General features: G+C 69.2%; 24 protein-coding genes, 2 tRNA genes and 1 pseudogene. 12 read left to right on the forward strand and 15 right to left on the reverse strand.

What is annotated here, in order from left to right:
- Window positions 1–347: 347 nt before the first annotated feature.
- Window positions 348–545: a hypothetical protein gene (locus A0130_10080; GenBank protein ANF31972.1), complete on the reverse strand. Its 198-nt coding sequence runs from the start codon at window positions 543–545 to the stop codon at window positions 348–350.
- Window positions 546–648: 103 nt separating this feature from the next.
- Between A0130_10080 and A0130_10085 the strand changes: the two genes are divergently transcribed.
- Together A0130_10085 and A0130_10090 are read left to right on the forward strand one after the other, a co-directional pair.
- Window positions 649–1,245 carry a hypothetical protein gene (locus A0130_10085; protein ANF31973.1) on the forward strand — a complete coding sequence of 199 codons (597 nt, stop codon included), beginning with the start codon at window positions 649–651 and terminating at the stop codon, window positions 1,243–1,245.
- A gap of 15 nt (window positions 1,246–1,260) precedes the next feature.
- Window positions 1,261–2,340 (forward strand): annotated as a pseudogene (locus A0130_10090) (integrase).
- A 76-nt stretch (window positions 2,341–2,416) separates the two neighbouring features.
- Here A0130_10090 and A0130_10095 read toward each other — a convergent pair.
- From A0130_10095 to A0130_10120, 6 genes are all read right to left on the reverse strand, one after another.
- Window positions 2,417–2,508, reverse strand: a tRNA-Ser gene (locus A0130_10095).
- A gap of 70 nt (window positions 2,509–2,578) precedes the next feature.
- The gene (locus tag A0130_10100; GenBank protein ID ANF31974.1) at window positions 2,579–3,136 is read right to left on the reverse strand and encodes a hypothetical protein; all 558 of its coding nucleotides are present in this window, start codon (window positions 3,134–3,136) and stop codon (window positions 2,579–2,581) included.
- A gap of 79 nt (window positions 3,137–3,215) precedes the next feature.
- Window positions 3,216–3,539, reverse strand: a complete 324-nt coding sequence (locus A0130_10105; GenBank protein ANF31975.1) for a hypothetical protein — start codon at window positions 3,537–3,539, stop codon at window positions 3,216–3,218.
- A 69-nt stretch (window positions 3,540–3,608) separates the two neighbouring features.
- Complete coding sequence (locus tag A0130_10110; GenBank protein ANF31976.1) at window positions 3,609–4,868, reverse strand: hypothetical protein; 1,260 nt, start codon at window positions 4,866–4,868, stop codon at window positions 3,609–3,611.
- 2 nt (window positions 4,869–4,870) lie between these two features.
- The gene (locus tag A0130_10115; GenBank protein ANF31977.1) at window positions 4,871–5,299 is read right to left on the reverse strand and encodes a hypothetical protein; all 429 of its coding nucleotides are present in this window, start codon (window positions 5,297–5,299) and stop codon (window positions 4,871–4,873) included.
- Window positions 5,300–5,408: 109 nt separating this feature from the next.
- Window positions 5,409–5,493: transfer RNA gene (locus tag A0130_10120), tRNA-Ser, on the reverse strand.
- A 127-nt stretch (window positions 5,494–5,620) separates the two neighbouring features.
- Here A0130_10120 and A0130_10125 point away from each other — a divergent pair.
- Window positions 5,621–6,034, forward strand: a complete 414-nt coding sequence (locus A0130_10125) for a hypothetical protein (GenBank protein ID ANF31978.1) — start codon at window positions 5,621–5,623, stop codon at window positions 6,032–6,034.
- 61 nt (window positions 6,035–6,095) lie between these two features.
- On the opposite strand, the gene A0130_10130 is transcribed toward A0130_10125, so the two are convergent.
- From A0130_10130 to A0130_10140, 3 genes are all read right to left on the reverse strand, one after another.
- Window positions 6,096–7,397 carry a hypothetical protein gene (locus A0130_10130; protein ID ANF31979.1) on the reverse strand — a complete coding sequence of 434 codons (1,302 nt, stop codon included), beginning with the start codon at window positions 7,395–7,397 and terminating at the stop codon, window positions 6,096–6,098.
- 98 nt (window positions 7,398–7,495) lie between these two features.
- The gene (locus A0130_10135) at window positions 7,496–8,299 is read right to left on the reverse strand and encodes a haloacid dehalogenase (GenBank protein ID ANF31980.1); all 804 of its coding nucleotides are present in this window, start codon (window positions 8,297–8,299) and stop codon (window positions 7,496–7,498) included.
- The gene (locus A0130_10140) at window positions 8,296–9,561 is read right to left on the reverse strand and encodes a serine--tRNA ligase (protein ANF31981.1); all 1,266 of its coding nucleotides are present in this window, start codon (window positions 9,559–9,561) and stop codon (window positions 8,296–8,298) included. Before A0130_10140 ends, A0130_10135 begins: the two co-directional genes overlap by 4 nt.
- A 71-nt stretch (window positions 9,562–9,632) precedes the next feature.
- On the opposite strand from A0130_10140, the gene A0130_10145 reads away from it, so the two are divergent.
- Window positions 9,633–10,592 (forward strand): hypothetical protein, encoded by a 960-nt coding sequence (locus tag A0130_10145; protein ANF31982.1) that lies wholly within the window; start codon window positions 9,633–9,635, stop codon window positions 10,590–10,592.
- Here the strand turns inward: A0130_10145 and A0130_10150 are convergent.
- Together A0130_10150 and A0130_10155 are read right to left on the reverse strand one after the other, a co-directional pair.
- Window positions 10,589–11,176 carry a hypothetical protein gene (locus A0130_10150; protein ID ANF31983.1) on the reverse strand — a complete coding sequence of 196 codons (588 nt, stop codon included), beginning with the start codon at window positions 11,174–11,176 and terminating at the stop codon, window positions 10,589–10,591. The genes A0130_10145 and A0130_10150 overlap by 4 nt on opposite strands.
- Before the next feature lie 33 nt (window positions 11,177–11,209).
- Window positions 11,210–12,202 (reverse strand): prephenate dehydratase, encoded by a 993-nt coding sequence (locus tag A0130_10155; GenBank protein ID ANF31984.1) that lies wholly within the window; start codon window positions 12,200–12,202, stop codon window positions 11,210–11,212.
- Between the two features lie 57 nt (window positions 12,203–12,259).
- Here A0130_10155 and A0130_10160 point away from each other — a divergent pair, with 57 nt between their 5' ends.
- The gene (locus A0130_10160) at window positions 12,260–13,879 is read left to right on the forward strand and encodes a phosphoglucomutase, alpha-D-glucose phosphate-specific (protein ID ANF31985.1); all 1,620 of its coding nucleotides are present in this window, start codon (window positions 12,260–12,262) and stop codon (window positions 13,877–13,879) included.
- Between the two features lie 45 nt (window positions 13,880–13,924).
- Here A0130_10160 and A0130_10165 read toward each other — a convergent pair whose 3' ends face one another.
- The 3 genes from A0130_10165 to A0130_10175 are packed head-to-tail and all read right to left on the reverse strand — an operon-like array spanning window position 13,925 to window position 16,937.
- Window positions 13,925–15,115: a hypothetical protein gene (locus A0130_10165; protein ANF31986.1), complete on the reverse strand. Its 1,191-nt coding sequence runs from the start codon at window positions 15,113–15,115 to the stop codon at window positions 13,925–13,927.
- Between the two features lie 22 nt (window positions 15,116–15,137).
- A complete protein-coding gene (locus tag A0130_10170) occupies window positions 15,138–15,983 on the reverse strand; it encodes a hypothetical protein (GenBank protein ID ANF31987.1) in 846 nt (281 codons plus the stop codon).
- A 45-nt stretch (window positions 15,984–16,028) separates the two neighbouring features.
- Window positions 16,029–16,937: a hypothetical protein gene (locus tag A0130_10175; GenBank protein ID ANF31988.1), complete on the reverse strand. Its 909-nt coding sequence runs from the start codon at window positions 16,935–16,937 to the stop codon at window positions 16,029–16,031.
- A gap of 193 nt (window positions 16,938–17,130) precedes the next feature.
- Between A0130_10175 and A0130_10180 the strand changes: the two genes are divergently transcribed.
- From A0130_10180 to A0130_10210, 7 genes are all read left to right on the forward strand, one after another.
- Window positions 17,131–19,185: an MFS transporter permease gene (locus A0130_10180; protein ANF31989.1), complete on the forward strand. Its 2,055-nt coding sequence runs from the start codon at window positions 17,131–17,133 to the stop codon at window positions 19,183–19,185.
- Window positions 19,186–19,727: 542 nt separating this feature from the next.
- Entirely contained in the window at window positions 19,728–21,050 is a 1,323-nt protein-coding gene (locus A0130_10185; protein ID ANF31990.1) for a sugar-binding protein, read from the forward strand.
- A 67-nt stretch (window positions 21,051–21,117) separates the two neighbouring features.
- Window positions 21,118–22,182, forward strand: coding sequence for an ABC transporter permease (locus A0130_10190; GenBank protein ANF31991.1), 1,065 nt, complete (start codon window positions 21,118–21,120; stop codon window positions 22,180–22,182).
- Window positions 22,179–23,072, forward strand: coding sequence for a sugar ABC transporter permease (locus tag A0130_10195; GenBank protein ID ANF31992.1), 894 nt, complete (start codon window positions 22,179–22,181; stop codon window positions 23,070–23,072). Before A0130_10190 ends, A0130_10195 begins: the two co-directional genes overlap by 4 nt.
- A gap of 2 nt (window positions 23,073–23,074) precedes the next feature.
- Entirely contained in the window at window positions 23,075–24,526 is a 1,452-nt protein-coding gene (locus A0130_10200) for a beta-galactosidase (protein ANF31993.1), read from the forward strand.
- A gap of 27 nt (window positions 24,527–24,553) precedes the next feature.
- Entirely contained in the window at window positions 24,554–25,576 is a 1,023-nt protein-coding gene (locus A0130_10205) for a LacI family transcriptional regulator (protein ID ANF31994.1), read from the forward strand.
- 142 nt (window positions 25,577–25,718) lie between these two features.
- Window positions 25,719–26,111: a hypothetical protein gene (locus A0130_10210; GenBank protein ANF31995.1), complete on the forward strand. Its 393-nt coding sequence runs from the start codon at window positions 25,719–25,721 to the stop codon at window positions 26,109–26,111.
- Window positions 26,112–26,142: the final 31 nt, after the last annotated feature.

Below are 26,142 nucleotides of genomic sequence, written 5' to 3' on the forward strand. Positions count from 1 at the left end.
GACGGTGAACCGGGAGTACGCCGGGGATTCAGGTGGGCGGCGTGCCCGGATCGAGAGATGGAGTAGCGAGGCGGGCTCTGCGGTTCGGGAGCGTCAGCCACGATGCGTCACCGCCGCCCGGACTCGGTCTGTGAGTCGTGCGCCACGGTGAAGAGGGTAAAGATCGGCCGCTCCATTTGGTGCCGGACGCTACCCCCATACGGGGGTTGGCCTGGCGCGCCACGCCGGGGTGGACGGCGGGTTCTACTGACAGCCGTCGCACTGCAGCGCATCCATCGGGTCGACCGGCACGAGATAGCCGTCGACGAAGTCCTGGATGACGCCAACCGGCGTCGGCGCCGATTGCCCTACGCGTATGTCGTCGTCGCGGTCTGCGCGCTCGCTTCCAGCCATGCGATCACCTCCTCCCGCTTGTACAGCACCGTCCGCGGCGTCGGCTTGTAGAACCGTGGCCCCTGCCCGCGATGGCGCAGCTGAGCGAGCGCCGCAATGGAGAGGCCAGTGAGCTCAGTCACTTCCGCCGGCTGGATGAAGTCCCCCGTCATTTCGATCGCCTCCGATTCGACAACTGAAGGATCAGTTGCTTGTCAGGGTGACAATAGCGTGAGTCTGTTGCTTTGACAAGACTGGCGGGTTTAGTCTGTCGAAATGACGGACTTTCGATCGGAAACCAGCGTCGGCGCTCGCATCAAACTCGCCCGGCGACAGCGAGGCTTCCGCACCACCCGTGACCTGGCCGAAGCGATCCCCGGCGGCAACGTAACGGCCGCGATCCTGGAGAACATCGAGTCCGGACGAAAAGCCGACATCAGCGTCAGCCAGCTACTGAACATCGCACGCGCCCTCGGCGTACCGCCGACCATGCTCCTCGCGCCGATCGGCCGACCCAACAACGAACTAGACCTACCCAACCTGAGCAACGACTTCGACGGCATGACAGCCGCCGAGTTCGACTGCTGGCTCTCCGCGACACCCGCCAGCTCTTACGTCCCCGGCATCGCCGCCGAACGGTTCGACATCGACATCCTGGCGTCATTGCGGGAACTCGGCACACTGCGCCGGGAAGTTGACCGACTCCGCATCGTCCGCGACGTACACCTGACATCCGGCGACCCGGACCTCTCGGCCTCGAGCGCCGAAATCGACGACCGGATCGACCGCGTCACCCGGGAGGCCGCCCGCGTAAGCGGCCTCCTGGCAAGCGCAGGACTGACCGGCATCACGAGCGAGCCCGCAGGGGTCTAGTAGGCGGCGTGAGTGATGGGGAGCATCGAGAGCTACCAGACAGCGGGCGGCCGGCGTTACCGGGTCCGCTATCGCGACCCGGATCACCGTTCCCGGGAGAAGGCCGGATTCTCGCGGAAGATCGACGCCGAACAGTTCCTCGCCTCGACTACCGTCACGACATCGCGAGGTGAATGGGTCGACCCATCGTCGGCCAAGGCTGAAGTCGGCGCACTCGCTGAGGAGTGGCTTGCGTCGCGTAGCAACCTGAAGCCCTCATCACTGAAACCGCTGAAGGGCTCCTGGCGTAAGCACGTCGCTCCCAAGTGGGCGCACCGTCGCGTCGGCGAGATCCGGCACAGCGAGGTGCAGACCTGGGTCGCGTCGATGTCGAAAGCCAGCTCGCCGACCGTCGTGATCCGAGCCCACGGGGTCCTGGCCGGGATCCTTGACATCGCGGTGCGCGACCGGCGGATCACACGAAACCCTGCCCGCGAGATCAAGCTGCCTCGAAAGGTTCCCAAGGAGCACGTCTACCTCACCCACCAGCAAGTCCACGATCTGGCCACAGCATCTGGTGAGCGCGGGCCGATCATCCTCCTGCTCTGCTACACCGGCCTGCGCTGGGCCGAGATGGTCGCGCTGCGCGTGAAGGACATCGACTTCCAACGGCGGCGCATCCGCGTCTCCGAGAACGCCGTCGAGGTCGACGGGATGATCGAGGTCGGCACCCCGAAATCGCACAAGCGCCGCACGGTTCCGTTCCCCCACCTGCTCGACCCGGCGCTGCGTCCGCTGGTCGAGGGCAAGGGCCCGGACGACCTCGTCTTCGCCGACAAGCACGGCAAGTATCTGCGCCGCACCCGGGTGAGCACGGCATCGCGATCCTGGTTCGTGACCGCGCGCCTTACCGCCGGCATCCCACAGATGACCCTTCACGATCTCCGACACACGGCCGCGAGTCTCGCGGTGTCGGCCGGCGCCAACGTCAAAGCCATCCAGCGGATGCTCGGTCACGCCTCCGCGGCGATGACTCTGGATATCTACGCGGACCTCTTCGACGATGACCTGGACGACGTTTCGGCACGCCTCGATGACGCCGCCAGGAAATCAGTTGTGGGGTTTTTGTGGGGGATGGGCACATCTGGGCAGAAAAAACCCCCGGAATCAGCGGGATTCCGGGGGTTTTGGGCGGCGGAGACGGAGGGATTTGAACCCTCGGTCCCCTTACGGGGACTCCACCTTAGCAGGGTGGTGCACTAGGCCTGACTATGCGACGTCTCCAGCGCGACCGCGAGCGGACGCACGACAGCCATCATAACGGACGCGGCGGGGGCGTCCGGACACCGGACTCTCAGGCTCCGTACGGCACCTGGTGGGAGACGGTTCCCAGGATCTGCGACACGAGCACGATCGTCCACACCATGGCGACCACGAACGCCACGACCTGCACCGCGATCGCCACCCACAGCGGGGCGAGGCCGCGGCCGCCGGCGACGCCGCGCACGATGACGCTGCGACCGATCGGGTAGACGATGCCCAGGAACGACCAGGCCCAGTGGAACGGGCGCTCGACGCCGCGGCGGACCAGCTCGCGGTAGTCCAGCCACGAGAACACGATCACGGCCGCCGTCACCAGCCACCCGAGACCCGCCACGAGGAAGTAGCCCGCGCCGCCGATCAGGGCGAACGGATCGACGCTCAGCGTCGACCGGCCGCCGACGGAGACCTCGCGGAACATCACCTGCGGCTGCACCAGGAACTGCAGGAGAACGGGGATGATCGGCAGCGCGACGACCAGCCAGATCCACACCGTGTAGACGGGCGTCCCGTCCGGCAGCGGGGACGGCGCGGCGGCGTGTAGGGCGACGCGCCGGTCGAGGCGTGCTCTGTCCAGCGGACGCCGTCCCACCAGCGGAGTCCGCCGGTGCCGGTCGGGTCCGGGTACCAGCCCGGGACCGGCGAGCCGGGAACCGGCGCGGCGGGGGTGCTCACGAGTCGCGGCCGACGGCGGGCTCGCCGACGAACTGGTGCGACTCGGAGGCGAGCTCGGGCCAGTCCTCGGCGTCGGCGATGCGCACCCAGGCGCCCTTCGCCTCGCTGCGCCCGGCCGGGACCGCCTCGGCCACCCCGCGAGAGACGAGGTCCTCCGCGCGCTCGGCCGGAAGGTCGAGCGCGAGCTCGGTGCCGTCGAGGTAGGCGAACAGCCTGCCGTGCACGTGCAGCCCGGTGGCGGTTACCGAGACGTCGAGGTCCGGGTCCTCCAGCAGCTGCGCGGCGAGCAGTTCGAACGAGGGTACGGGGCTGTCGGTCATGCGGATCCTCTCGATCAACGGTCGGGATGGCGGCGATGCGCCCGCTTGAGACCCTACTCGCGTGGCCGCTCAGGGCGTCCAGTCGCGCGAGACCTGATCCTCGAGCTGCTTGAGATGATCGCCGAGGGTGCCGCCGACCGGTGGATACGTGGTCACGGGATCCGAGACGCTGTGGTCGGCCGTCGACAGGGTGACGACGGCGAGGACGATCGCGATGAGGGCTACGACGGCGTCCACGGCCAGGACGAGATCGAGGATGCGACGCCGACTCGGACGCCTGGCCGGCGGTTCGGCGACCGGTGCGTCGGCGACCGGACCCTCGACGGCGACCGGGGACAGCGGGACCGTGGCGGACGCGTCCTCTCGTTCGGACGCCGGCAGCAGCAGGGTCGAGCCAGTGGCGGTGACCGCCGGCTCCGGCGACGGGTCCATCCGGGCGGTGGGGACGTCCGCCGGATCCACGGGGTCGGCGATCCAGGCGTCCTGATCGAGGAGGGGCCGGAGCTCCGCGACGACGGTCTCCGCCGAAGGACGCTGTTCCGGCTCCCGCGCCGTCATCGCGGCCAGGAGCGCGCTCCACCGCGGGTCGAGCGCAGGCGGCATCGCGGGGTCGCGCGTGAGCCGAGCCGCTGCGGACTCCGCCAGCGTCCCGCTGAACTCCCGACGGCCGGTCAGGCACTCCAGCAGCACGAGCCCCAGCGAGTACACGTCGCTGCGGCCGGTCAGCGGACGACCCAGCGCCTGCTCCGGACTCATGTAGCTCGCGGTGCCCATCACCGAGCCGGTCGCGGTGATCTTCGTGTCATCGACCAGTCGGGCGATGCCCAGGTCGGTGAGCTTGGCGGCGACGCCGGTGGACAGCGACTCCGGCAGGAGGATGTTCGCCGGCGAGATGTCGCGGTGCACCACCCCCTGACCGTGGATGTAGGCCAGCGCGTTCGCAATGTCCAGCCCGATCGCGGCGACGACCGGGCCGGGAAGAGGTCCGTCCTTGATGCGGTCGCGCGCATCGCTGCCCTTGACGTACTCGAGGACCAGAACGCCGCGCCCGGCGTCGTCGGAGGTGGCGTCGAACAGGGTGACCAACGAGGGATGCGACAGGCTCGCGAGCAGCCGCACCTCGACCTCCTGGCGGCGCAGGTCCTCCGCGGAGGCGAGCTCGCGGCGGAAGATCTTCAGCGCGACGTCACGGCCGAGCTCCTGGTCCTGCGCGCGGAACACCTCGGCCATGCCGCCGTGGCCGACGCGCTCGACGAGGCGATAGCGGTCGGCGATGACCCGGCCGGACTCGTCGACGGGAGGGGTGGGGAGCTCATCGGTGGTCGACACAGTCAGTCACCCCCGCCCTTCTTGCCTTTGCCGCCCTTGTCGTCCTTCTTGTCGGGGCCCTTCGGCTGCTCCTGCTGTTGTTGCTGCTGCTGCTGGAGTTGTTGGATCTGCTGCTGCAGCTGAGCCTTCTCCGCCGCGTCCTGCAGGCGGCCGAGGTCGGCCCGGATCGCCGTGATGGATGCGGCGATCGCGTCGTGACGGGCCGCGCTGATCGATCCCTTCTTCACCGCCGCGTCGTTCAGCTGCTCCAGCGCGGTCAGCTTCGCCAGCGCCCCGGCGTAGTCGTCACCGGCGGAGGAGGTTGCGACATCCAGCACCGCGTGCTGAAGCTGGGACGCCGTCTGCGTGGAGTAGGACTCGCCGCCGGCGCAGCCGGTGAGGCCCAGAGCGAGCACGAGCGCGGCCGCGAGCAGGGGAGCGCGTCCGGTCATCTCGGCACTCCACTTCTTCTCGGGCACGCCGAACGGCGGGCGATCTACGGTTCGCTGACACGGTAACCGCGCCGCACGACCTTGTCGACCCGGCAGGCTCGGACGGAAGCGGAGGGCGTGGGATTCGAACCCACGAGACATTTCTGCCCACCAGTTTTCAAGACTGGCTCCATCGGCCGCTCGGACAGCCCTCCTGAGCGCCGGGACGGAACCCGGCGCCTCGAGTCTAACCGGAGCCGCTTCGCCGTGGCCGCGTCACGATCCTGCCGGGGCCGTCGTCGTAATAGGTGACCGAGTGTCCAACACATGCAAAGGAAATCCATGTCTTTCAAGAAGGCCGTCGTCGTTCCGGCGATCCTGCTCGCCGCTCTGACCACCGGGTCGCTCGCCGGCTGCGTCTCGACCACCGAATCCGACATCAAGACCACCAGCACTGCCGAGGCGGAGACAGGCGGTCTCGGTGTCACCTGGGGCCACGACGACAAGATCGAGGGCCTGCCGGAGGAGATCCCCTACCTCGACGACTACTCGAGCGCGAAGGCGACCGGTGACGAGGCGAAGGGCGAGTACGAGCTCACCATCGAGACCAGCAGCAAGGACGCCAAGGCGGACGCCGCGAAGAAGCTGACGGATGCCGGCTTCACGGCGAGTGGCAGCACCTACACCACCTCGAAGTGGAAGGTCACGCTGGTCGGCAAGGACGGCAAGGTCGTATACACGATCGAGAAGGCGTAGTCCCCACACGAGAAAGCGCCCCCGTCGACATCACGACGGGGGCGCTTCTTCGTATGCGGACTCAGTCCTGGAACGGCTTCGAGCAGGTGTACTGCGCCGCGGTCTGGCCGTGGACGTCGGACGGCAGCTGGACTCCGGAGCCGTCGCCCGCGGCCTGCGTGGAGCCGTCGGTCGGCGCCTGCGTAGCGGGCGCCTGAGTCGCGGGGGCTGCCGGCGCCTGGGTCGCGGGCGCCTGCGTCGCCGGAGTCTGCGCACCGGGCGCGTTCGGGTCGGACTCCGAGCCGACGCCGGTGTCGCCGGTCAGGGTGACGGGCTGGTCGTTCTGCAGGGCGCCCATGAGCTGGGCCGCGGCATCCTTCGTCGGGGAGACGCCGTCGCCGTCGTAGTGGTTCGGGTACTGCACGAACACGACTTTGCTGATGTCGATGTTCTTCAGCGCCATCGCCATCGACACGATGGTGGTCGGGTTGTTGAGACTGTCGGAGAGGGTGATGTTGCTCGTGGCGGCTTTCGCGATGCCGTACAGCTTCACGGGGTTGTTGAGCACATCCGCGCTCTTGATCGTGCGGACGAGCGACGACAGGAACACCTGCTGATTGCTGATGCGGCCGAGGTCCGACCCGTCGCCGACCCCGTGACGGGTGCGAAGGAAGGCGAGAGCCTGCTGACCCTGGAGGGTGTTCTGGCCGGCCTTCACATCCAGACCGGTGTACGGGTCCGTGATGTCGCCCGCGACGCAGACGGGCACGCCACCCACCGCGTTCGACATCTCGATGACGCCGTCGAACTGGATGACGCCCGCGTAGGGGATCTCGAGCCCGGTCAGCTTCTCGACCGTCAGCACGGTGCAGGCGAGACCGCCGTAGCTGAGGGAGTTGTTGATCTTCTGGCGGCTCATCGCGTCGAAGCTGCCGCCCTTGGGGTCGGGGCAGGACGGGATGGACACGTACATGTCGCGCGGGAAGCTCACGACCGTCGCGTTCTTGTGGTCGGCGGAGACGTGCAGCAGCATCGTGACGTCGTTGAGGTTCTCCTCGCGGTCACCGTAGGCCGCGTTGCCGCCGCCGGAGTCGCTGCCGGCGAGCAGGACGTTGAACGCGCCGTTCATCGCGCCGACGCTCGGAGTGACCTCGTTGCCCTTGGCGTCGACGAGCTTGACCGACTTCTTGACGCTGGCCACCACATCCACCGCCGCGTAGGCCGCGAGGGAGACGCCGGTGACGCCGAAGACGGCGACGACTGCGACGAAGATCTTGAGGAGTGCCTTGAGCGGGTGGTGGTGCTTCAGTCGACCGTGCCGGACCGCCGGCCCGGCCGTCTTCTCCTGCGCTCGCGCTTGCGCGCGGGTGGGCATCTCGCTCATTCACTTCCTTCCGGACGGGCTGTGCGCACGTTCACAAGCGTGCACCCGGGATGGGCACACGCCGTCTCACAGCATGCCACGCCAGCCTGGAAAGGGTCTCAGAGCGCGTCGAGGACCTGCGCGAGTCCGTCCTCGACGACGGAACCGGTCGACCGGGTGGCGACCGCCTTCACCTCGTCGGGCGCCTGTCCCATCGCCACGCTCAGCCCCTCGGCACCCGCCCAGGTGAGCAGTTCCAGGTCGTTGCGGCCATCGCCGACGGCGACGACGCGCGACCGCGGGATGTCGAGCGCGTGCCGCACCCGCTCCATCGCCGTGGCCTTGTTGACGCCGTCGGGCGAGATGTCGAGCCATGCCGTCCAGCCGATCGAGTAGCTGACCCGCTGGAGGCCCATCCGGTCGACGATCGACAGGAACTCCTCGGTGTCGTGCTCGGGCGAGACCACGACGACGCGGGTCGCGGGATGCTGCAGCAGCTCCTCGAACGGCACCTGCTCGGCGTTCACGAGCTCCCAGTCCGTCATGCCCTCGGTGTAGCGGCGGAAGCCGGTCGGCCCCTCCACCATGAAGCTGCCGCTCGGCAGGTGGGGTCGCATGGTGAGCAGCACGTCCGTCGGGTCGAAGACCTCGATGAACTCGCGCCGATAGCCGCCCTCGACCGAGCGGTCGCGCTTCATCGTGAGCGCTCCGTTCGCGCAGACGACGAACTCGCTGTCGAGCCCGAAAGCCTCGTGGATGGGGCGCGCGGTCTCCCAGCTGCGGCCGGTGGCCAGCATGACCTCGTGTCCGGCGTCGCGCACGCGCGCAACCGCGGCGCGGACGGCGTCGCCGATCGTCTCGTCCTCGTGGATGAGCGTGCCGTCGACGTCGAGCGCGATCAGCAAGCGGTCGTCGGAGCTCACCGGGCGATCGGCTCCAGCAGCTCCAGGCCGCCCAGCCAGGGACGCAGCGCCTCGGGCACGCGCACCGAGCCGTCCTCCTGCTGGTGCGTCTCGAGGATGGCGACGAGCCAGCGGGTCGTCGCCAGCGTCCCGTTGAGGGTTGCGACGGGCGCGGTCTTGCCGCTCTCGGTGCGGTAGCGGATGTCGAGGCGGCGGGCCTGGAACGTCGTGCAGTTCGAGGTGGAGGTGAGTTCGCGGTAGCGGCCCTGGGTCGGGATCCACGCCTCCACGTCGTACTTGCGGGCTGCGCTCGAGCCCAGGTCGCCGGCAGCGGTGTCGATGACGCGGTAGCTGAGGCCCAGCGCCTGCATCATCTCCTCCTGCCAGCCGAGCAGCCGCTCGTGCTCGGCCTCCGCGTCCTCGGGACGGGTGTAGACGAACATCTCGAGCTTGTCGAACTGGTGCACGCGGATGATGCCGCGGGTGTCTTTGCCCGCCGAGCCGGCCTCGCGGCGGTAGCAGGTCGACCATCCGGCGTAGCGGAGCGGTGCGTCCACGTCGATGATCTCGTCGGCGTGGTAGCCGGCGAGCGCGACCTCGCTCGTCCCGGTCAGATAGAGGTCGTCGTTCTCGAGGTGGTAGACCTCGTCGGCGTGCGCGCCCAGGAAGCCGGTGCCCTGCATGATCTCGGGCTTCACCAGCGTCGGGGTGATCATCGGGATGAAGCCGTTCTGCACGGCCTTGTCGAGCGCCATGTTCATGAGCGCGAGCTCGAGGCGCGCACCGATGCCGCGGAGGTACGAGAAGCGGGCGCCCGCGACCTTGGCGCCGCGGGCCATGTCGATCGCACCGAGGAGCTCGCCGAGCTCCAGGTGGTCGCGGGCCTCGAACTCGAACTGCGGGATGTCGCCGACCGTCTTGAGCACGACGAAGTCGTCCTCACCGCCCGCCGGAACGCCGTCGATGATCGGATTGCCGATGCTGCGGATGAGCTGCTCGAACCGCGCGTCCGCCTCGTTCGCGGCCTGCTGCGCCTCCTTGACGCGCCCGGCCAGCTGCTGGGCCTGCGCGACGAGCTCCTTCTTCTGCTCCTTCGGCGCCTTGGCGACGGTCTTGCCGAACGCGTTCTGCTCGGCGCGGAGCTCCTCGAAGGCCGTGATGGCCGCACGACGCTCGATGTCGGCCTGGATCGCCTCATCGACGAGCTGCACGGAGTCGCCGCGCGCCTCCTGCGAGCGGCGGACGACATCGGGGTTCTCGCGGAGGAGCACGGGATCGATCACCTGACCAGCTTATCGAGCGATGCCGAACAGGTAGCGTGAGCACCGTGAACGCTGGGGGTGGGGACGCGGGGATGGTCGTCGCGGTCGTCTACAACCCCGTGCGCGTCGACGTCCCGCGGGTGCGCGCGGCGGTGGAGGCCGCGGCGGCCCAGGGCGACGGCGTCGAGCTGCTCTGGCTGCCGACCACGGTGGAGGAGGGCGGCCAGGCGCAGGCCCGCGAGGCGCTCGACCGCGGCGCCACGCTGGTCCTCGCCGCGGGAGGGGACGGGACCGTGCGCGCTGTCGCCGAGGCGCTGCGCGGGCAGGACGCGACGCTCGCCGTCATCCCGGGCGGCACCGGCAACCTCCTGGCCCGCAATCTCGGCATCCCGTTCGGGAGCGTGGAGGCGGCGTGCGCCGTCGCGTTCGGCGGCGAGACACGCCGGATCGACGCCGGGGTCGCCGCGGCGCGCTACCCGGACGGCTCTCGATCGGAGCACGCGTTCCTGGTCATGGCGGGGATCGGGATCGACGCGGCGATGATCGCCGGCGCACGGCCCGAGCTCAAGCGACGGTTCGGCTGGCTGGCGTACGTGGATGCGGCGTTCCGAACGTGGCCGTCGGCGACCGAGGTGCGAGTGCGGTTCCGCCTCGACCGCGGGCACGAGCGGTCGGCGCACGTGAGCACGATCCTGATCGCCAACTGCGGCGCGCTGCCGGGGAACATCGAGCTGATCCCTGACACCGCGATCGACGACGGTCTCCTCGACGTGGCCATCCTGCAGCCCGCGACCGTGTTCGGCTGGCTGGCGATCTGGCGCAAGGTGACCTGGGAGAACCGGGTGCTGCGCAGATCCGCTCTCGGCCGGCGCATCATCCGCTTCACCGATCGGGCCGTGCGTACCCGGCTCAGCTACCTGCGCGGGGCGTCGGTGCAGGTGGAGGTGGATGCGCCCGAGCCGTTCGAGCTGGACGGCGACGCGTTCGGCGACGTGGTCGGGCTCGACTTCAGCGTGGACGAGTTGGCGCTGCGGGTGAAGGTGCCCGCCTAGAGCTCATCGTCGGGCGGCGTCTCGACGGGTGCGCGACGGCCGGCGATCACGTTGAGGAACAACAGCCCGACGAGGGTGAGGAGGCCGACGGTGATCAAGGGACCGGCGAGCATCCACCCCAGCTGTGCGAACACGAGCGAGCCGACGTCGCTGCTCGGCGTCGGGCCGCTGTACGACGACGTGACCGAGATGCAGTAGAGCACGATGCCGAGCAGGACGAAGCCACCGCCGACGATCCAGAGAGCCAGGATGAGCGGGTTGCGGCGGGGGCTGACGTCGAGCCGGGCGAGCGCCCCCTGACCGACGACGTATGCGGACGCCGTCGTTGCGGGTTCGATCGCGGCCTCGGGCTCGCGGACCAACGCGGCACGCGCCTCCACCGGCGGGAGGTCGTCATCGTCCGTCTCGGCGGGGCGCTGCAGCAGCGACGACGGCCTGCGGTAGGCGGAGTCGGGCGCTTCGGCACGGACGCGGGTCTGCGCGCGCTCCCCCGGCTGCGGCTGGTAGCCGCGCTGGAAGGACGGGTCGTAGCGCGGGTCGAAGGCGTCGCCGCGACCGCTGCCGTCCTGCTCCTCGGCCACCATGCCGACCTCCTCGCTGTGTGGCGTGTTCGCAGCCTACGCCGGAGAGGGGCGGTCGTGACCCGTCTCATCGGTCAGCGACGCCAGCCACGCGCGGGCCTCGGTGAAGACGTCGTCGCGGTAGCGCTGGTCGAACTCTACCGGCACCCGGTCGGCCCGCGGATACGAGCCGAGGAACATGACCGACGGGCTGAACCGGCGGAGGCCGAGCAGGGCGTCCGCCACCCGCTCGTCGCGAATGTGGCCGTCGGCGTCGATGACGAACCGGTAGCGGCCGAGGGCGTCGCCGATGGGCCGCGACTCGATGAGGCTGAGGTTGACCCCGCGGGTGGAGAACTGCTCCAGGAGGTCGAGCAGGCTTCCCGGGCGGTCGTCGGGCAGCTCGGCGATGAGGCTGGTCTTGTCCGCGCCGGTCGGCTCGGGGACCGTGCGGGAGGTGCTCACCAGCACGAACCGGGTGACGGCGTTGGCGTTGTCGCCGATGTTCTCGGCGAGCACCACCACGTCGTGGTGGTCGACGATTCCGGGCGGCGCGATGGCCGCATCCGCCCTGCTGCCCTCGAACAGCGACGCGGCGGCCGCGACGTTGCTGGAGGCCGGGAGGTGCCCGTGGTCCGGGAGATTGCGGTCGAGCCACTGGTGGCACTGCGCGTACGCGACGGGATGCGCGTTGATCGTCTTCACATCGGCGAGCGCCGTACCCGGCCGCGCGACCAGGACAAAGGTCACCGGGACCAGGTACTCCCCCACGATCCGCAGCCCCGGGATGGTGGCCAGCGCATCCTGAGCCACCGAGACGCCGCCCTCGATCGAGTTCTCGATCGCGATCATGGCGGCCACGCTGCGGCCCTCGACAACATCGGCGAGCGCTTCGCCGAGGTTGTTGACCGCCCGCCACTGCTTGCCGCGCGCCTCGGGAACCTGCTTGAGCGCGGCCTCGGTGAACGTGCCCGAGGGACCCAGGAAGCTGTAGACGTCGTCCACGGAGGCGGGGAGCTCGGCGCGCGCGTCGGCGGGGTCGGAGGACATGCCGCTCAGCTTACCGAGGCCGTTGGCGCAGGCCGCCCGCCGTGGAAGAGTAGGGGCATGGACGAACGAGCCGGAACCCCCGCCCAGCCCTCCGACCTGATCGACGTCGACGCCCTGCGGCGCGCGTACTACGAGCTGAAGCCGGATGTGAGCATCCCGGAGCAGCGCGTGGTGTTCGGCACGTCGGGCCACCGCGGGTCGTCGCTCGACACCGCGTTCAACGAGGACCACATCGCGGCGACCACGCAGGCGATCGTCGAGTACCGGAACAGCCAGGGCATCACCGGTCCACTGTTCATCGGCGCCGACACGCACCTGCTCAGCGAGTTCGCGACGACGACCGCGCTCGCCGTGCTCGTCGGCAACGAGGTGCGCGTGCTCGTGGACGAGTTCGACGACTGGGTGCCGACGCCCGCCGTCTCGCACGCCATCATCCGGTACAACCGCCAGGGGCATGACGACCAGGCGGACGGTATCGTCGTCACGCCGAGCCACAACCCGCCGCGCGACGGCGGCTTCAAGTACAACCCGCCGCACGGCGGCCCGGCCGACACGGATGCCACCAGCTGGATCGCGAAGCGCGCCAACGAGATCATCGCGAACGGGATGACCGAGGTGCGGATGGCCGAGCCGTCCGGCGTCGAGACCTACGACTTCCGCGGGCACTACGTCGACGACCTCGAGAACATCATCGACGTCAAGGCGATCAAGGACTCCGGCATCCGGATCGGCGCCGACCCCCTCGGTGGCGCGAGCGTCCACTACTGGGAGGCGATCGCCGAGCGCTACGGGCTCGATCTGACCGTCGTGAACCCCGACGTCGACCCGACCTGGTCGTTCATGACGCTCGACTGGGACGGCAAGATCCGGATGGACCCGTCCAGCCCTTCGGCGATGGCCTCGGTCGTCGCGCGCCGGGCGGACTTCGACATCCTGACCGGCAACGACGCGGACGCCGACCGTCACGGCATCGTCACGCCGGACGGCGGCCTGATGAACCCGAACCACTATCTCGCGGTCGCGATCGACTACCTGTTCCGCACCCGCACGGAGTGGAAGTCGGACGCCGCCGTCGGCAAGACGCTGGTGTCGTCGTCGATCATCGACCGCGTCGCCGACTCTCTCGGGCGACGGCTGTGGGAGGTGCCGGTCGGCTTCAAGTGGTTCGTGCCGGGCCTCATCGACGGAACCGTCGGCTTCGGCGGCGAGGAGAGCGCCGGCGCGTCGTTCCTCCGGTTCGACGGGACCGCGTGGACGACCGACAAGGACGGAATCCTCCTCGCCCTGCTCGCCAGCGAGATCCGCGCGGTGACCGGCAAGTCGCCGTCGGAGGTCTACCGCGAGCTGACCGAGCGCTTCGGCGACCCGGTGTACCAGCGGGTGGATGCGCCGGCCAGCCCCGAGCAGAAGGCGGCGCTGTCGAAGCTCGACGGCGACGCGATCAGCGCCACCGAGCTGGCGGGCGAGCCGATCACGGCGAAGCTGAGCCGCGCGCCCGGCAACGACGCACCGCTCGGCGGCGTCAAGGTGCAGACCGACACGGCCTGGTTCGCGGCGCGTCCCTCCGGCACGGAGAACGTCTACAAGATCTACGCCGAGTCGTTCGTCGGCGAGGACGACCTGCGCGAGGTGCAGGAGGAGGCCAGGCGGATCGTCGGCGACGCGCTCGGCGGCTGACGCCACGTCCGAATCTCCGACGATGAGCGCGGGCCGTCGCCCGGTTCAGTAGGCGGCGGCCTCGCGGCGCAGGACGATCGCGAGCGCGTCGCCCGACGACGCGCCGTGGGCAGCGGCCACGATGCGGGAGACGGCGCCCGCGGGCGTGACCGACCCGCGCAGGATCGACTGGATGCGCAGCAGCCCCTTCTCGCCGCCCAGCGCGTCGAATACGCCGTCGCTCAGGCACAGGAACTGGTCGCCGTCCTCGAGGATCAGCTGCCGGGCCGGGCGTGACTCGCGGTCGAGGCCCAGCGGGAGCGTCGCAGTCTCCAGCCGCTCCAGCTCGCCCGTGCGCTCGCGCAGCACGAAGGCGAGACCGTGGCCCGCGTCCACGAACTGCATGCGCCCGTCGGGCTCGATGCGCGCATGGAAGACCGTGGTGTACGCGGCCAGCAGATGGAGCTCGTCGTCCACGACGTGCGCCGCCGTCTCCACCGCCCGCGCCGGGTCGCTGAACGGAGCGGCCGCGCGCAGTGCGGCTCGCACGGACGCGGCGACGATCGCGACCGGCACACCGGTCCCGACCACGTCGCCCACGGTCAGGCAGAAGCCCTCGCCGCAGTCGTACCAGTCGTAGAAGTCGCCGGCGATCCGCTCACCGGGCTCGGAGGCGGCGGCGATCGAGAAGCCCTTCGCGGCCGGCTTCCGGCGGGGCAGGAGGGCGCGCTGGACGAGCTGCGCGCGGTCCAGCTCCTCCTCGCGGGTCAGCTCGGCCTGCACCCAGTCGGCGAGGTCGCGGAGCAGGATGCGCTGGGCGTCGGTCAGCTCGTGCGGCTCGGTGTCGAGCACGCACAGCGTCCCGACCGCCTGGCCGCCCGGGGCGTGCAGCGGCTCCCCTGCGTAGAAGCGCAGGTGCGGGTCGCCCACGACGAACGGATTCGTGGCGAACCGCTCGTCCTCGGCGGCGTCGCGCACGATGAGCGGCGCATCCTGACGCACGGTCAGGTCGCAGAACGCGCCCTCCCGCGGCGCCTCCTCGACCAGGCCGACCTGCGACTTGCGCCACTGACGGTCGCCGTCGAGCAGGGTGACGCTCACCATCGGCACCCCGAACAGCTGCTGGGCCATGCGCGTCACCCGGTCGAACCTGTCCTCCGCGACGGTGTCCAGGATCCCGAGGGCCTCGACGGCCTCCTGGCGTGCGTCCTCCTCTGCGAGCGCAGTCGCACTCTGCGTGTGCCCATCCACGACCATGGCACAAGCATATTGAAGGATGTCAGCCGGTATAGCTTTCGCCGCCCGGGCAGCCGAAGAACTCCTCCAGGGTCGTCACCCCGGTGGTGTGCAGCTCGGTCGCGAGCGGGACGCCGATGTACCGGAAGTGCCAGGGCTCGTAGGTGAAGCCGGTCACCGCGACCTTGTCCGCCGGGTAGCGGAGCAGGAAACCGAAGCGCCACGCGTTCGCGGCGAGCCAGCGGCCCTGCGGCGTCTGACCGAAGCACGCGTCGAGCGAGCACTGCGCCGGCAGGGCGCTGATGTCGACGGCCAGGCCGGTCTGGTGCTCGCTGTGGCCGGGGCGGGCGGTGTCGGTGTCCGCGTACGCCTGGCCGTTGCGGGCGACGTCGTCGTCGTACACCCGCGTCTGCGAGTCGAAGGACCGGTAGGCGCTCTGCACGGCGAAGTCGAGCCCCGCCTCCCGCTTGCCCGCCTGGAACATCGCGACCAGGGCGGCCGCGGTCTGCTGCCGCATGGGCTGGCGGTTGACGTAGGCGACGTCGGGATAGACGAGGTCGTCGGGCGCGAAGGTCGTGGGATGCAGCTCTCGCGGCTTGTTGACGACGACCCACGGGCTCGCCGGGTCGTCATGCGAGAGCGCGGCCTTATCGAAGCCCACGACGGTCGGGGTCGGCGGGATGGACGGGGTCGCCGTGGGGCGCGGCGGCCGCGGTGTCGGCGCGGTGCGATGCGGCGTCGATCGGTGGCTCGTCGGGGCCGCAGACACGGCTCCGGAGGCGCACCCGGTCAGCACCAGCACGACCGCCAGCACGCCGGCGACGCGGGCAGCGCGCGACCGACGATCCCGCCTCGCGCGGGCACCCCCCAGACTCACGGGGCCGAGCATAGCTCATGCCCGTGACGCCTCCCTGCAGGGTGGCCGTAACCGGATCTACTTGGACAGGCTCCAGAAGTGGCCGATGCCTCCGGGGTGGTCGACGGTGATCGCCTCGTCGAGGTCGCGGTAGTCGCTGTCCTCGTTGTGGCCTACCATCTTGATCTTGATCTGGCCGTTCACGTTCTGCACGGCTGACACGATCTGGACGTGGTCGAGCGAGTCGTTGTCGTTCCAGTCGAACATCACGATGTCGCCGACCTTGATCTTGTCGCGCTGGTCGAACGAGTACTCGGTGAGCCCGAGCTTCGCGGCGTTCTCACGGAAGTAATTGTCCATCGCGGGCACGTAGCCCCAAGCCGGGCTCCAGCTGGAGGCGGCGTCGTGGTTGTACCACTCGTCGTTCATCTGCCAGCCTCGGGCGATCAGCGTCTGGCTGACGAAGTTGGCGCAGTCCCCGCCGACGGGGTTGAGGTCGCCGTACTGGGCGGTGTTGTAGTTCTTCCAGTACGTGAGCGCGTAGGCGAGCTGCTTGTCCACAGGCGTCTGCACCTGGTAGTCGTACGTGCTGGTCGAGGTGGTGACCGGCTTGCCGCTCTTGTCGGTGACCGTGACCGGAACGCTTCCCGCCTGGAAGTTGGCCGCTGCCGGGACGTTCACGACGACCTTGTCGGCGGTGGCCTGCGCGACGGTGGCGGCCTGGCCGCCGATCTGGACGGCGCCCACCTTTTGCAGGTTCGTGCCCTCGAGGGTGATGGTGCCCCCGGAGACGCTGCCCGCGGCAGGCTGGATGGACGACACGACCGACGAGGTCGGCGACGGCGACGGCGCGGCTGCCTGGGCGACGGCCTTGGTGACCGGAGACGGCTCGCCGGCGCACGCGGTGAAGGCGAGCGCGGTCGAGGCGGCGACGGCCGTCAGGGCGAGCGCACGATGGAGACGACGGGAGCGGGCGGGAGGAGTCATCGCCTTGCACCATACGCTCAGAACTTTTGCGTCACCTGAAGAGGGGACAGCGACGTTCGCTGTGCGACCGTACAGCTTTCGCTGGGAGCGAACCCCCTGCGTTGTGAGCCGAGTGGCAGGGGGTGTAACTTTGCAGTCTCCGCAAAATTCTTTTACACGCATTTTCGCACCCGCACTCTCGACCCGGAGACAGATGTCCAGTCAAACCACCGCGGCAGGCGCCGCCCCCAAGCCGATCATGTCGCATCGCGAGATCCTCTTCGTGATCTTCGGCCTCATGGCCGGCATGTTCCTGTCGGCGCTCGACCAGACGGTCGTCGGCACGGCGATCCGCACGATCGGCGACGACCTCCACGGCCTCAGCGAGCAGGCCTGGGTCACCACCGGCTACCTGATCCTCTCGACGATCTCGACTCCCATCTACGGCAAGCTGTCCGATATCTTCGGCCGCCGTCCGTTGTTCATCATCGCGATCCTCATCTTCATCGCCGGATCGATCCTGGCGACCTTCTCGACCTCGATGCTCGAGCTCGCGGCGTTCCGCGCCATCCAGGGCCTCGGCGCCGGTGGCCTGATGTCGATGCCGCTGGCGATCATGGGCGACATGCTCGCCCCGCGCGAGCGCGCCAAGTACCAGGGCTACTTCCTCGCCGTCTTCGGCATCTCGAGCCTGGTCGGCCCGCTGGTCGGCGGCCTGTTCGCCGGTGCGGACCAGATCCTGTGGATCGACGGCTGGCGCTGGGTGTTCCTCATCAACGTCCCGATCGGCCTCATCGCCCTCGCGATGGTCCTGCGGTTCCTGCACCTGCCCAAGCGGTCGCGCGGCTCGGCACGCATCGACTGGTGGGGCGCGGCCGGCGTGATCGTCGCGCTCGTCCCGCTGCTGCTGGTGGCCGAGCAGGGCCGCGACTGGGGTTGGGGCAGCGCCGCGGCGATCGCCTGCTACGTGATCGGCGGCGTCGGCATCATCGCGTTCATCTTCATCGAGATCGCGATGAAGGACGACGCGCTCATCCCGATCAAGCTGTTCCGTTCGAGCACCTTCTCGATGGCCACCATCATCGGCGTGCTCGTCGGCTTCGGGATGTTCGGCGCCATGCTGACCCTCCCGCTGTACCTGCAGATCGTCCTCGGCTCCACGCCGACGGAGTCGGGCCTGCAGCTGCTCCCGATGATCCTCGGCCTGATGGTGTCGTCGATCGTCTCGGGCCAGATCATCGCGCGGACCGGCCACTACCGGCAGTTCCCGATCATCGGAACGGCCATGCTCGCCGGCGGCTTCTTCTACCTGACGTTCATCAAGTACGACGACTCGTACTGGTTCATCGCCGGCGCGATGCTGCTCATCGGACTCGGCCTCGGCCAGCTGATGCAGACGCTGACCATCGCCAGCCAGAACTCGGTCGGGCTGCGCGACATGGGTGTGGCGACCAGCGCATCCACGTTCTTCCGCCAGATCGGTGGAACGCTGGGCACCGCGGTGCTGCTGTCGCTGCTGTTCACGGTGTTCCCGACGAACATCAAGACGTCGCTGACCGACACCCCGACGCTGACCTCGGCGCTGGATGCGGCGCTCACCCCCGCGGTGGCGAACGCGCCCGAGAACAAGCAGATCATGAACCAGATCTACGACCCGATCGTCGGCAAGCTCGTCCCGCAGGTGCAGGCGCAGGCCCATCAGGCGGGCGTCCAGGCGCTGGTCGCGAAGGGCATCCCCCAGGATGTGGCGGAGCAGCAGGTCCCGGCCGAGCCGATCGACTTCTCGAACGCCGACCAGCGCCAGCAGGTCGTCTCGAAGGCGGTCCCCGCCCTCCAGACGCAGCTGGAGAAGTCGAACGCCGGGACGAGCAGCTCGGACATCAACGACACGTCGTTCCTGAACTCCGCCGACCCGCGGCTCTCGAAGCCGTTCCTCGTGGCGTTCAACGCCTCGGCGGTGCAGGTCTACTGGGTGGCGATGATCGTCGTCCTGGTCGCGTTCGTCCTGTCGCTGTTCTTCCGGACCCCGCCGCTGCGCGCGAAGTCCGCGCTGCAGGAGGCGGCCGATGACGCCGCCGCCGCGGACGCCGCGAAGAACGCCGAGCGCGAGCCGGTCGGCGCCTACGCGTCGCTCTCGGAGGACGACGACGAGGAGTACGACACCGGCATCATCGCCACGCGCGCCGCGAACGAGTTCGGCGCGCTGGTCGAGCCCGGCGTCGACACGGCGTCGACGCGCGCCCAGCGGCCGCGTCCCGCGACCGACTGAGCGCGCGTCACTCGGCGCAGAACGGCCGCCGCCTCCTCGAAGGTAGCGGCCGTTCTGCATTCCGCGGACAGATGCGGACTCGTGCACTTCATCGCCTGCTCGGGAAGCCATGACAAGAGCCTCAGTCCGCGGCATTCTGGGTCGCTGTGGAGCGGATCAGCGTCCGATGCCACTACTCGCGAGAACCGTCACGACGACGACACCCCCCGCGACTGTGGCGAGGAAGCACAGCATGACAATTAAGCGCCGAGCAACGTTCGTGATCACCGGCTCACTATAGAGCGACGGCGAAACCGTCGGCCCCTGATGGCCGCAATGCCTCGGAAATAGGCGGACACTGTCGGCGCCGCGTACCGTGATCGCAGCATCCTACGCTTCCCGGAAACACAGCGATGAGAGCGCGACCACGAAAGACTTGACAAGTCCGTCCGGACCGTTTTACAGTCTCTCCAAACGCATGAGAGCGCTCTCACGTCTGTCGCATGAGAGCGCTCTCAAAGCGCACCAGGCGCACACCAGACACACGCACAAAGGAGTGACCCGTGAAGCTTTCACGACGCACCAGGATCGCTGCGGCCGTCGCCGGCGCAGCATCCTTCGCCCTCATCGCAGCCGGATGCTCATCGAGCGGAGGCAGCGGTTCCAGCTCGGACCCGATCACGCTGACCGTCACCACGTTCGGCACGATGGGCTTCGACAAGCTCTACTCGCAGTACGAGAAGGAGCACCCGAACATCAAGATCAAGGCCACCAACATCGACACCGGTGACAACGCGCTCACCGACTGGCAGACGAAGCAGGCGGCGGGCAGCGGCCTCCCCGACGTCCAGGCGGTCGAAGAAGGCTGGCTCAGCAAGGTCATGCAGGTCTCCGACCAGTTCAACGACCTGAAGGACTACGGCGCGAACGACATCAAGAGCCGCTGGGTCGACTGGAAGCTGAAGCAGGCCACCGACAAGAACGGCCGCATCATCGGCTACGGCACCGACATCGGCCCGGAGGGCCTCTGCTACAACGGCAAGCTGTTCGCCGCTGCCGGCCTCCCGAGCGACCGCGAGTCCGTCGCGAAGCTGTTCGGCGGCGACAACGCCACCTGGGACGACTTCTTCAAGGTCGGCGAGCAGTATCACGCGGCCACCGGCAAGGCCTGGTACGACCAGTCCGGCTTCATCTGGAACGCCATGGTGAACCAGCAGGAGGAGGGCTACTACACCAAGGACGGCAAGCTCAACATCAAGGACAACAGCGACCTCAAGACGCTGTGGTCGAAGCTGGCGGCCGGCGCCGCGGCGGGCCTGTCCTCCAACCAGACCCAGTGGGACTGGGGCAAGGGCAAGGCGTTCACCGACGGCTCCTTCGCCACGTTCGTCTGCCCGGGCTGGATGCTCGGCGTCGTGCAGGGGCAGGTCAAGGCGGGCGGCGGCGACGCCACCACCGGCTGGGACTTCGCCAACGTGTTCCCGGGCGGCGCGGCCAACTGGGGCGGATCGTTCCTGACGGTCCCGAAGCAGTCGAAGCACCCGAAGGAGGCCGCGGCCCTCGCCGCGTGGCTGACCACCGCGAAGTCGCAGGTCCAGACCTTCCAGGCCGCGGGCACGTTCCCGTCGGTGACCGAGGCGCAGACCGACCCGGGCGTGACCGGTGAGAGCGACCTCACGAAGTTCTTCAACAACGCCCCCGTCGGCCAGATCCTCGGCGAGCGCGCGAAGGGCGTCGTCGCCCAGTACAAGGGCCCGGACGACTCGGTCATCCAGTCCCAGGTGTTCGGCCCGTCGGTGCAGCAGCTCGACTCGGGCAAGGCCAACGGTCAGCAGGCATGGGACAACGCCATGAAGCTGCTCGACCAGCTGGTCGTCAACAAGTAACCCGAAACCGCAACCGGGCCCCCGCTGCAACCCGAGCGGCGGGGGCCCGACCCACGGGAGAACCGTCATGACCACCACCGCCACCAGGGAATCCGCGCCCTCGGCTCCCGCTTCGTCCCGCAAGCGCGACGACCGCGGAGGCCTCACCTTCAAGCAGCGGCTCAGCCGCTTCGACGTCAAGGCGTCGCCCTACTTCTACGTGGCGCCGTTCTTCATCCTCTTCGGGCTCGTCGGCCTGTTCCCGCTCATCTACACGTTCGTCGTCTCGCTCAACAACTGGAACCTGCTGACCGGTCCCGGCGAGTGGGTCGGCTTCAAGAACTACGCGACCGAACTGACCGATCCGTTCTTCTGGAATTCGCTGTTCAACACGATCAGCATCTTCCTGCTCTCCGCCATCCCGCAGCTGATCGCCGCCGTCTTCATCGCCGCGATCCTCGACCAGAACCTGCGCGCCAAGACCTTCTGGCGGATGAGCGTGCTCCTCCCGTACGTCGTCACCCCGGTCGCCGTGACGCTGATCTTCTCAAGCGCGTTCGACGAGAAGTACGGACTGATCAACAACCTCCTGCAGGCGGTCGGCCTGCACCCGGTGATGTGGAAGACCGAGACGTTCCCCTCGCACGTCGCCATCGCGACGATGGTCAACTGGCGGTGGACGGGCTACAACGCGCTCATCCTGCTGGCGGCCATGCAGGCGGTCCCGCGCGACATCCACGAGTCCGCCGCCCTGGACGGCGCCGGCTCGTTCCGCCGGTTCTTCTCGATCACGCTGCCGAGCATCCGTCCGACCATGATCTTCGTCATCATCACGGCCACGATCGGCGGCCTGCAGATCTTCACCGAGCCGAAGCTGTTCAACCCGTCGAGCGCCGTGCCCGGCGGCCCGCAGCGGCAGTACCAGACCACCGTGCTCTACCTGTGGGACATGGCCTTCAACCGGCAGAACTTCGGCAAGGCCTCTGCCATCGCCTGGCTGCTGTTCCTGCTCATCGTGATCTTCGGCGTGCTCAACTTCCTGATCTCGCGCCGGATCGCCTCCACCGAGACCCGCCTGCACCGCAGACGCACCGCGAGGCGCCTGCAGGCGTCGCGCATCCTGGCCGCTGCGAGCGAGGAGAAGAACCTGTGACCGCCACCGCCACCCGTCCGACTCGGGCGCCCCGCGACGCGCAGCCCCGCGCGCCGAAGCGCAAGGCGCTCGGGATCGACCGCCGCCCCGGCTTCCTGACCTACGGCATCCTGCTCGCGGTCTTCCTCGGCGGCGCCTACCCGCTGTGGTGGTCGTTCGTCGCCGGCTCCAGCGACAGCACGGTGCTGACGTCGACCTGGCCGCCGTTCCTGCCGGGCGGCCAGTTCTGGACGAACATCGGCCAGGTGCTCGACACCGTCCCGTTCTGGCTGGCGCTCGGCAACTCGATCATCGTCGCGTCGGTGATAACCCTCTCGGTCGTCGCCTTCTCGACGCTCGCCGGCTACGCCTTCGCCAAGCTGCGCTTCCGCGGTCGTGAGGGTCTGATGGTGTTCGTCGTCGCGACGCTCGCCGTCCCGACGCAGCTCGGCATCATCCCGCTGTTCATGGTGATGAAGCAGTTCGGCTGGACCGGGACGCTCGGCGCGGTCATCGTCCCGACGCTGGTGACGGCGTTCGGCGTGTTCTTCATGCGCCAGTACCTGGTCGACGTGATCCCCGAGGAGCTGATCGAGGCCGCCCGCGTGGACGGTGCGAACATGATCCGCACGTTCTGGCACGTCGGCGTCCCCGCCGCGCGCCCGGCCATGGCGATCCTCGGACTGTTCACCTTCATGACCGCGTGGACGGACTACCTCTGGCCCCTGCTCGTCGCCCCGCAGAACCCGACCCTGCAGGTCGCGCTGAGCCAGCTGCAGTCGGCCAAGTACGTCGACTACTCGATCGTGCTCGCCGGAGCCGTGCTCGCCACCATCCCCCTGCTGATCCTCTTCGTGCTCGCCGGCCGGCAGTTGGTCTCCGGCATCATGGCCGGCGCGGTGAAAGGCTGAGAATGAACCGCACCTGGCCCGCCGGCTTCCTCTGGGGATCGGCCACCGCCGCCGCGCAGATCGAGGGCGCCGCCCACGAGGACGGCAAGGAGGACTCGATCTGGGACGCGTTCGCGCGCGTCCCCGGCGCGATCGCCGGCGGGGACACCCCCGAGGTCGCGGTCGACCACTACCACCGCATGCCGCAGGACGTGGCGCTCATGGCCTCCCTCGGCCTCCAGTCGTACCGGTTCTCGACGTCGTGGGCGCGGGTGAAGCCCGGAGACCGCTTCGTGAACGCGGAGGGACTGTCCTTCTACGACCGACTGGTGGACGAGCTGCTCGGCGCGGGCATCCTGCCGTGGCTGACGCTCTACCACTGGGACCTGCCGCAGGCGCTCGAGGAGAAAGGCGGATGGGCGAACCGCGACACCGCCTACCGCTTCCGCGACTACGCGGTCGCCGTCTACGACGCGCTCGGCGACCGGGTCGACTACTGGACGACGTTCAACGAGCCGCTGTGCTCGTCGCTGATCGGCTACGCGGGCGGCGAGCACGCCCCCGGGCGGCAGGAGCCGCGTGCCGGGCTCGCGGCGCTGCATCACCAGCACCTGGCGCACGGTCTGGCGGCCTCCGAGCTGCGCTCGATGGCCGCGGCGACGGGCCGTGCCGAGTCGCTGCGCGTCGGCATCACGCTCAACCTGACCACGGCCGTCCCGAACGACCCGGCGGATCCCGTCGACCGAGAGGCGGCGCGACGCATCGACGGGCTCTGGAACCGGATGTACCTCGAGCCCCTGCTGCTCGGCGCGTACCCGGCCGATGTGCTGGAGGATGTGCGCGAGCACCGCTTCGAGGAGCTGGTGCGAGAGGGCGACCTCGCGACCATCGCGCAGCCGCTCGACTTCCTCGGCGTGAACCACTACCACGACGACAACGTGAGCGGGCATCCGGCGCCGGCGGACGACCCGGCGCCCGTCGTCCCCACCGCGCGTCCGACCTCATCGCCGTTCGTGGGGAGCGAGTACGTGAGCTTCCCGTCGCGGCACCTGCCGACAACGGCGATGGGGTGGGAGGTCAACCCCGATGGGCTGCGCGCGCTGCTGGTGCGGCTCTCCCGCGACTACCTGACCCTGCCGCCGCTGTACATCACCGAGAACGGCGCCTCGTACGACGACGTCGTGACGGCGGACGGCGCGGTGCACGACGTCGAGCGCGAGGCGTACATCCTCGCCCACATCGACGCGGTCGGCCGGGCGATCGACGAGGGCGCGGACGTGCGCGGCTACTTCGTGTGGTCGCTGCTCGACAACTTCGAGTGGGCGTGGGGATACGCGAAGCGGTTCGGGATCGTCCGGGTCGACTACGAGACCCAGGAGCGAACCGTCAAGGACTCCGGAGTCGCGTTCGCGAGGGTCATCGCGGCGGCTCGCGCGGGCGAAGCCGTGGCGGAGACGGCGCCTTCCCGCGTCTAGCATGGACGCGAGCGACGAGGAGACCCGATGACGACGGAGCAGCTGGCAGGGCGCGGCGTGCCCACCCTGGAGGCCGTCGCCGCGCGCGCCGGCGTCTCGCGCGCGACCGTCTCGCGGGTCGTCAACGGGTCGCCGAAGGTGACGGCCGAGGTCGTCGCCGCGGTCGAGCGGGCCATCGCCGACCTCAACTACGTCCCTAACCGTGCGGCACGCTCCCTCGCCTCGCGCAAGACGCAGGTGATCGCGCTGGTGGTCCCGGAGTCGACGGCCAAGGTCTTCGCGGACCCGTTCTTCGCATCCATCGTCCAGGGCGTCGCGCTGAGCCTCGCCGACACCGAGTACACGCTCAACATGGTCATCTCGTCCGAGACGAACCCCGACAAGACGCGGCGCTACCTCATGGGCGGTAACGTCGACGGCGCGCTGGTGGTCTCGCACCACTCGGGCGACCACTCCTACGCGCAGCTCGGCGCCTCCCTGCCGCTGGTGTTCGGCGGACGACCGGTCAGCGAGAGCGAGCACGCGTCCTACTACGTGGATGTGGACAACGAGGCGGGCGCGCAGGTCGCCACCCAGCACCTCATCGACCGGGGCCGCCGCAATATCGCCCTGATCACCGGGCCGCAGGACATGCCCGCCGGCCTCGACCGCTACACAGGCTGGCGCCGGGCGATGGATGCGGCCGGGCTCGATGCGTCGATGGTCGCGTACGGCGACTTCTCGCCCGCGTCCGGGCTGGAGGCGATGCGCCGGCTGCTTGCGGAGGGGCGCCCGATCGACGGGCTGTTCGCCGCGAACGACCAGATGGCCGCGGGCGCGTACTCGGCGATCCATGAAGCGGGGCTGGACATCCCGGGCGACATCGCGGTGGTCGGCTACGACGACGACAGCTTCGGGCTGATGTCGACCCCGCCGCTGACGACGGTGCACCAGCCGTCGATCGGCCTCGGCGAGGCGATGGCGCGCGTGCTCGTGCGCCGCCTCGCGGGCGAGCCCGTCGAGCGCGTGACCCTCCTCCCCACCGAGCTCGTCGTCCGCCAGTCCTCCTGACCCCGCTCGCCCCCGCCTTCCCGAAGTGCAGGTACTTGCGCACCCGTGCGGCGTGTCGACCGCAACTAGCTGCCCTTCGGCGACGGGGGTCGCTGCGGCAGCCGACGCTTGCGCTCGCGCAGGGCCGGGGTACCGTCGCGGCATGCCAACATATACCGCACACCGGCCGCTCGATGGCGACGCCGACGAGTACTTCGACTACGTCTCCGACCCGGAGAACCTGCCCGCCTACTTCCCGCGCGTGACCGAGGCGCATGAGCTGCCCGACGGCAAGGTCGAGACGACCGCGCACGTCGACGCCGATCAGGACGGGAGCGACGAGACCGTCACCTCCGAGGCCGCGTTCGACGTCGACCGCGCGGCGCGCGAGATCACCTGGTCGGCGCCCGGCCCGCACGACTACCACGGCTCGCTGCGGATCACCGACGACGGCGTCGAGCTGACCATCCACACGACGCAGGAGTTCGACGGGATGCAGCAGTCGCTCGACGGGTCGCTGGCGAAGATCGCGGAGAACCTGCGCGCGAAGGCCTGAGCCCGGGCGGTGTTCGACGGCTTCCGGACGA

Source organism: Leifsonia xyli, assembly GCA_001647635.1.
Classification (GTDB): Bacteria; Actinomycetota; Actinomycetes; order Actinomycetales; family Microbacteriaceae; genus Leifsonia; species Leifsonia xyli_A.

Bases quoted from the DNA above. Each gene is read 5' to 3' on its own strand.
- A0130_10080 (ANF31972.1), bottom strand. From the start codon at position 545: ATGACGGGGGACTTCATCCAGCCGGCGGAAGTGACTGAGCTCACTGGC.
- A0130_10105 (ANF31975.1), bottom strand. From the start codon at position 3,539: ATGACCGACAGCCCCGTACCCTCGTTCGAACTGCTCGCCGCGCAGCTG.
- A0130_10125 (ANF31978.1), top strand. From the start codon at position 5,621: ATGTCTTTCAAGAAGGCCGTCGTCGTTCCGGCGATCCTGCTCGCCGCT.
- A0130_10155 (ANF31984.1), bottom strand. From the start codon at position 12,202: ATGTCCTCCGACCCCGCCGACGCGCGCGCCGAGCTCCCCGCCTCCGTG.
- A0130_10165 (ANF31986.1), bottom strand. From the start codon at position 15,115: ATGGTCGTGGATGGGCACACGCAGAGTGCGACTGCGCTCGCAGAGGAG.
- A0130_10170 (ANF31987.1), bottom strand. From the start codon at position 15,983: ATGCTCGGCCCCGTGAGTCTGGGGGGTGCCCGCGCGAGGCGGGATCGT.
- A0130_10130 (ANF31979.1), bottom strand. From the start codon at position 7,397: ATGAGCGAGATGCCCACCCGCGCGCAAGCGCGAGCGCAGGAGAAGACG.
- A0130_10115 (ANF31977.1), bottom strand. From the start codon at position 5,299: ATGACCGGACGCGCTCCCCTGCTCGCGGCCGCGCTCGTGCTCGCTCTG.
- A0130_10210 (ANF31995.1), top strand. From the start codon at position 25,719: ATGCCAACATATACCGCACACCGGCCGCTCGATGGCGACGCCGACGAG.
- A0130_10190 (ANF31991.1), top strand. From the start codon at position 21,118: ATGACCACCACCGCCACCAGGGAATCCGCGCCCTCGGCTCCCGCTTCG.
- A0130_10180 (ANF31989.1), top strand. From the start codon at position 17,131: ATGTCCAGTCAAACCACCGCGGCAGGCGCCGCCCCCAAGCCGATCATG.
- A0130_10205 (ANF31994.1), top strand. From the start codon at position 24,554: ATGACGACGGAGCAGCTGGCAGGGCGCGGCGTGCCCACCCTGGAGGCC.
- A0130_10160 (ANF31985.1), top strand. From the start codon at position 12,260: ATGGACGAACGAGCCGGAACCCCCGCCCAGCCCTCCGACCTGATCGAC.
- A0130_10150 (ANF31983.1), bottom strand. From the start codon at position 11,176: ATGGTGGCCGAGGAGCAGGACGGCAGCGGTCGCGGCGACGCCTTCGAC.
- A0130_10175 (ANF31988.1), bottom strand. From the start codon at position 16,937: ATGACTCCTCCCGCCCGCTCCCGTCGTCTCCATCGTGCGCTCGCCCTG.
- A0130_10145 (ANF31982.1), top strand. From the start codon at position 9,633: ATGGTCGTCGCGGTCGTCTACAACCCCGTGCGCGTCGACGTCCCGCGG.
- A0130_10200 (ANF31993.1), top strand. From the start codon at position 23,075: ATGAACCGCACCTGGCCCGCCGGCTTCCTCTGGGGATCGGCCACCGCC.
- A0130_10085 (ANF31973.1), top strand. From the start codon at position 649: ATGACGGACTTTCGATCGGAAACCAGCGTCGGCGCTCGCATCAAACTC.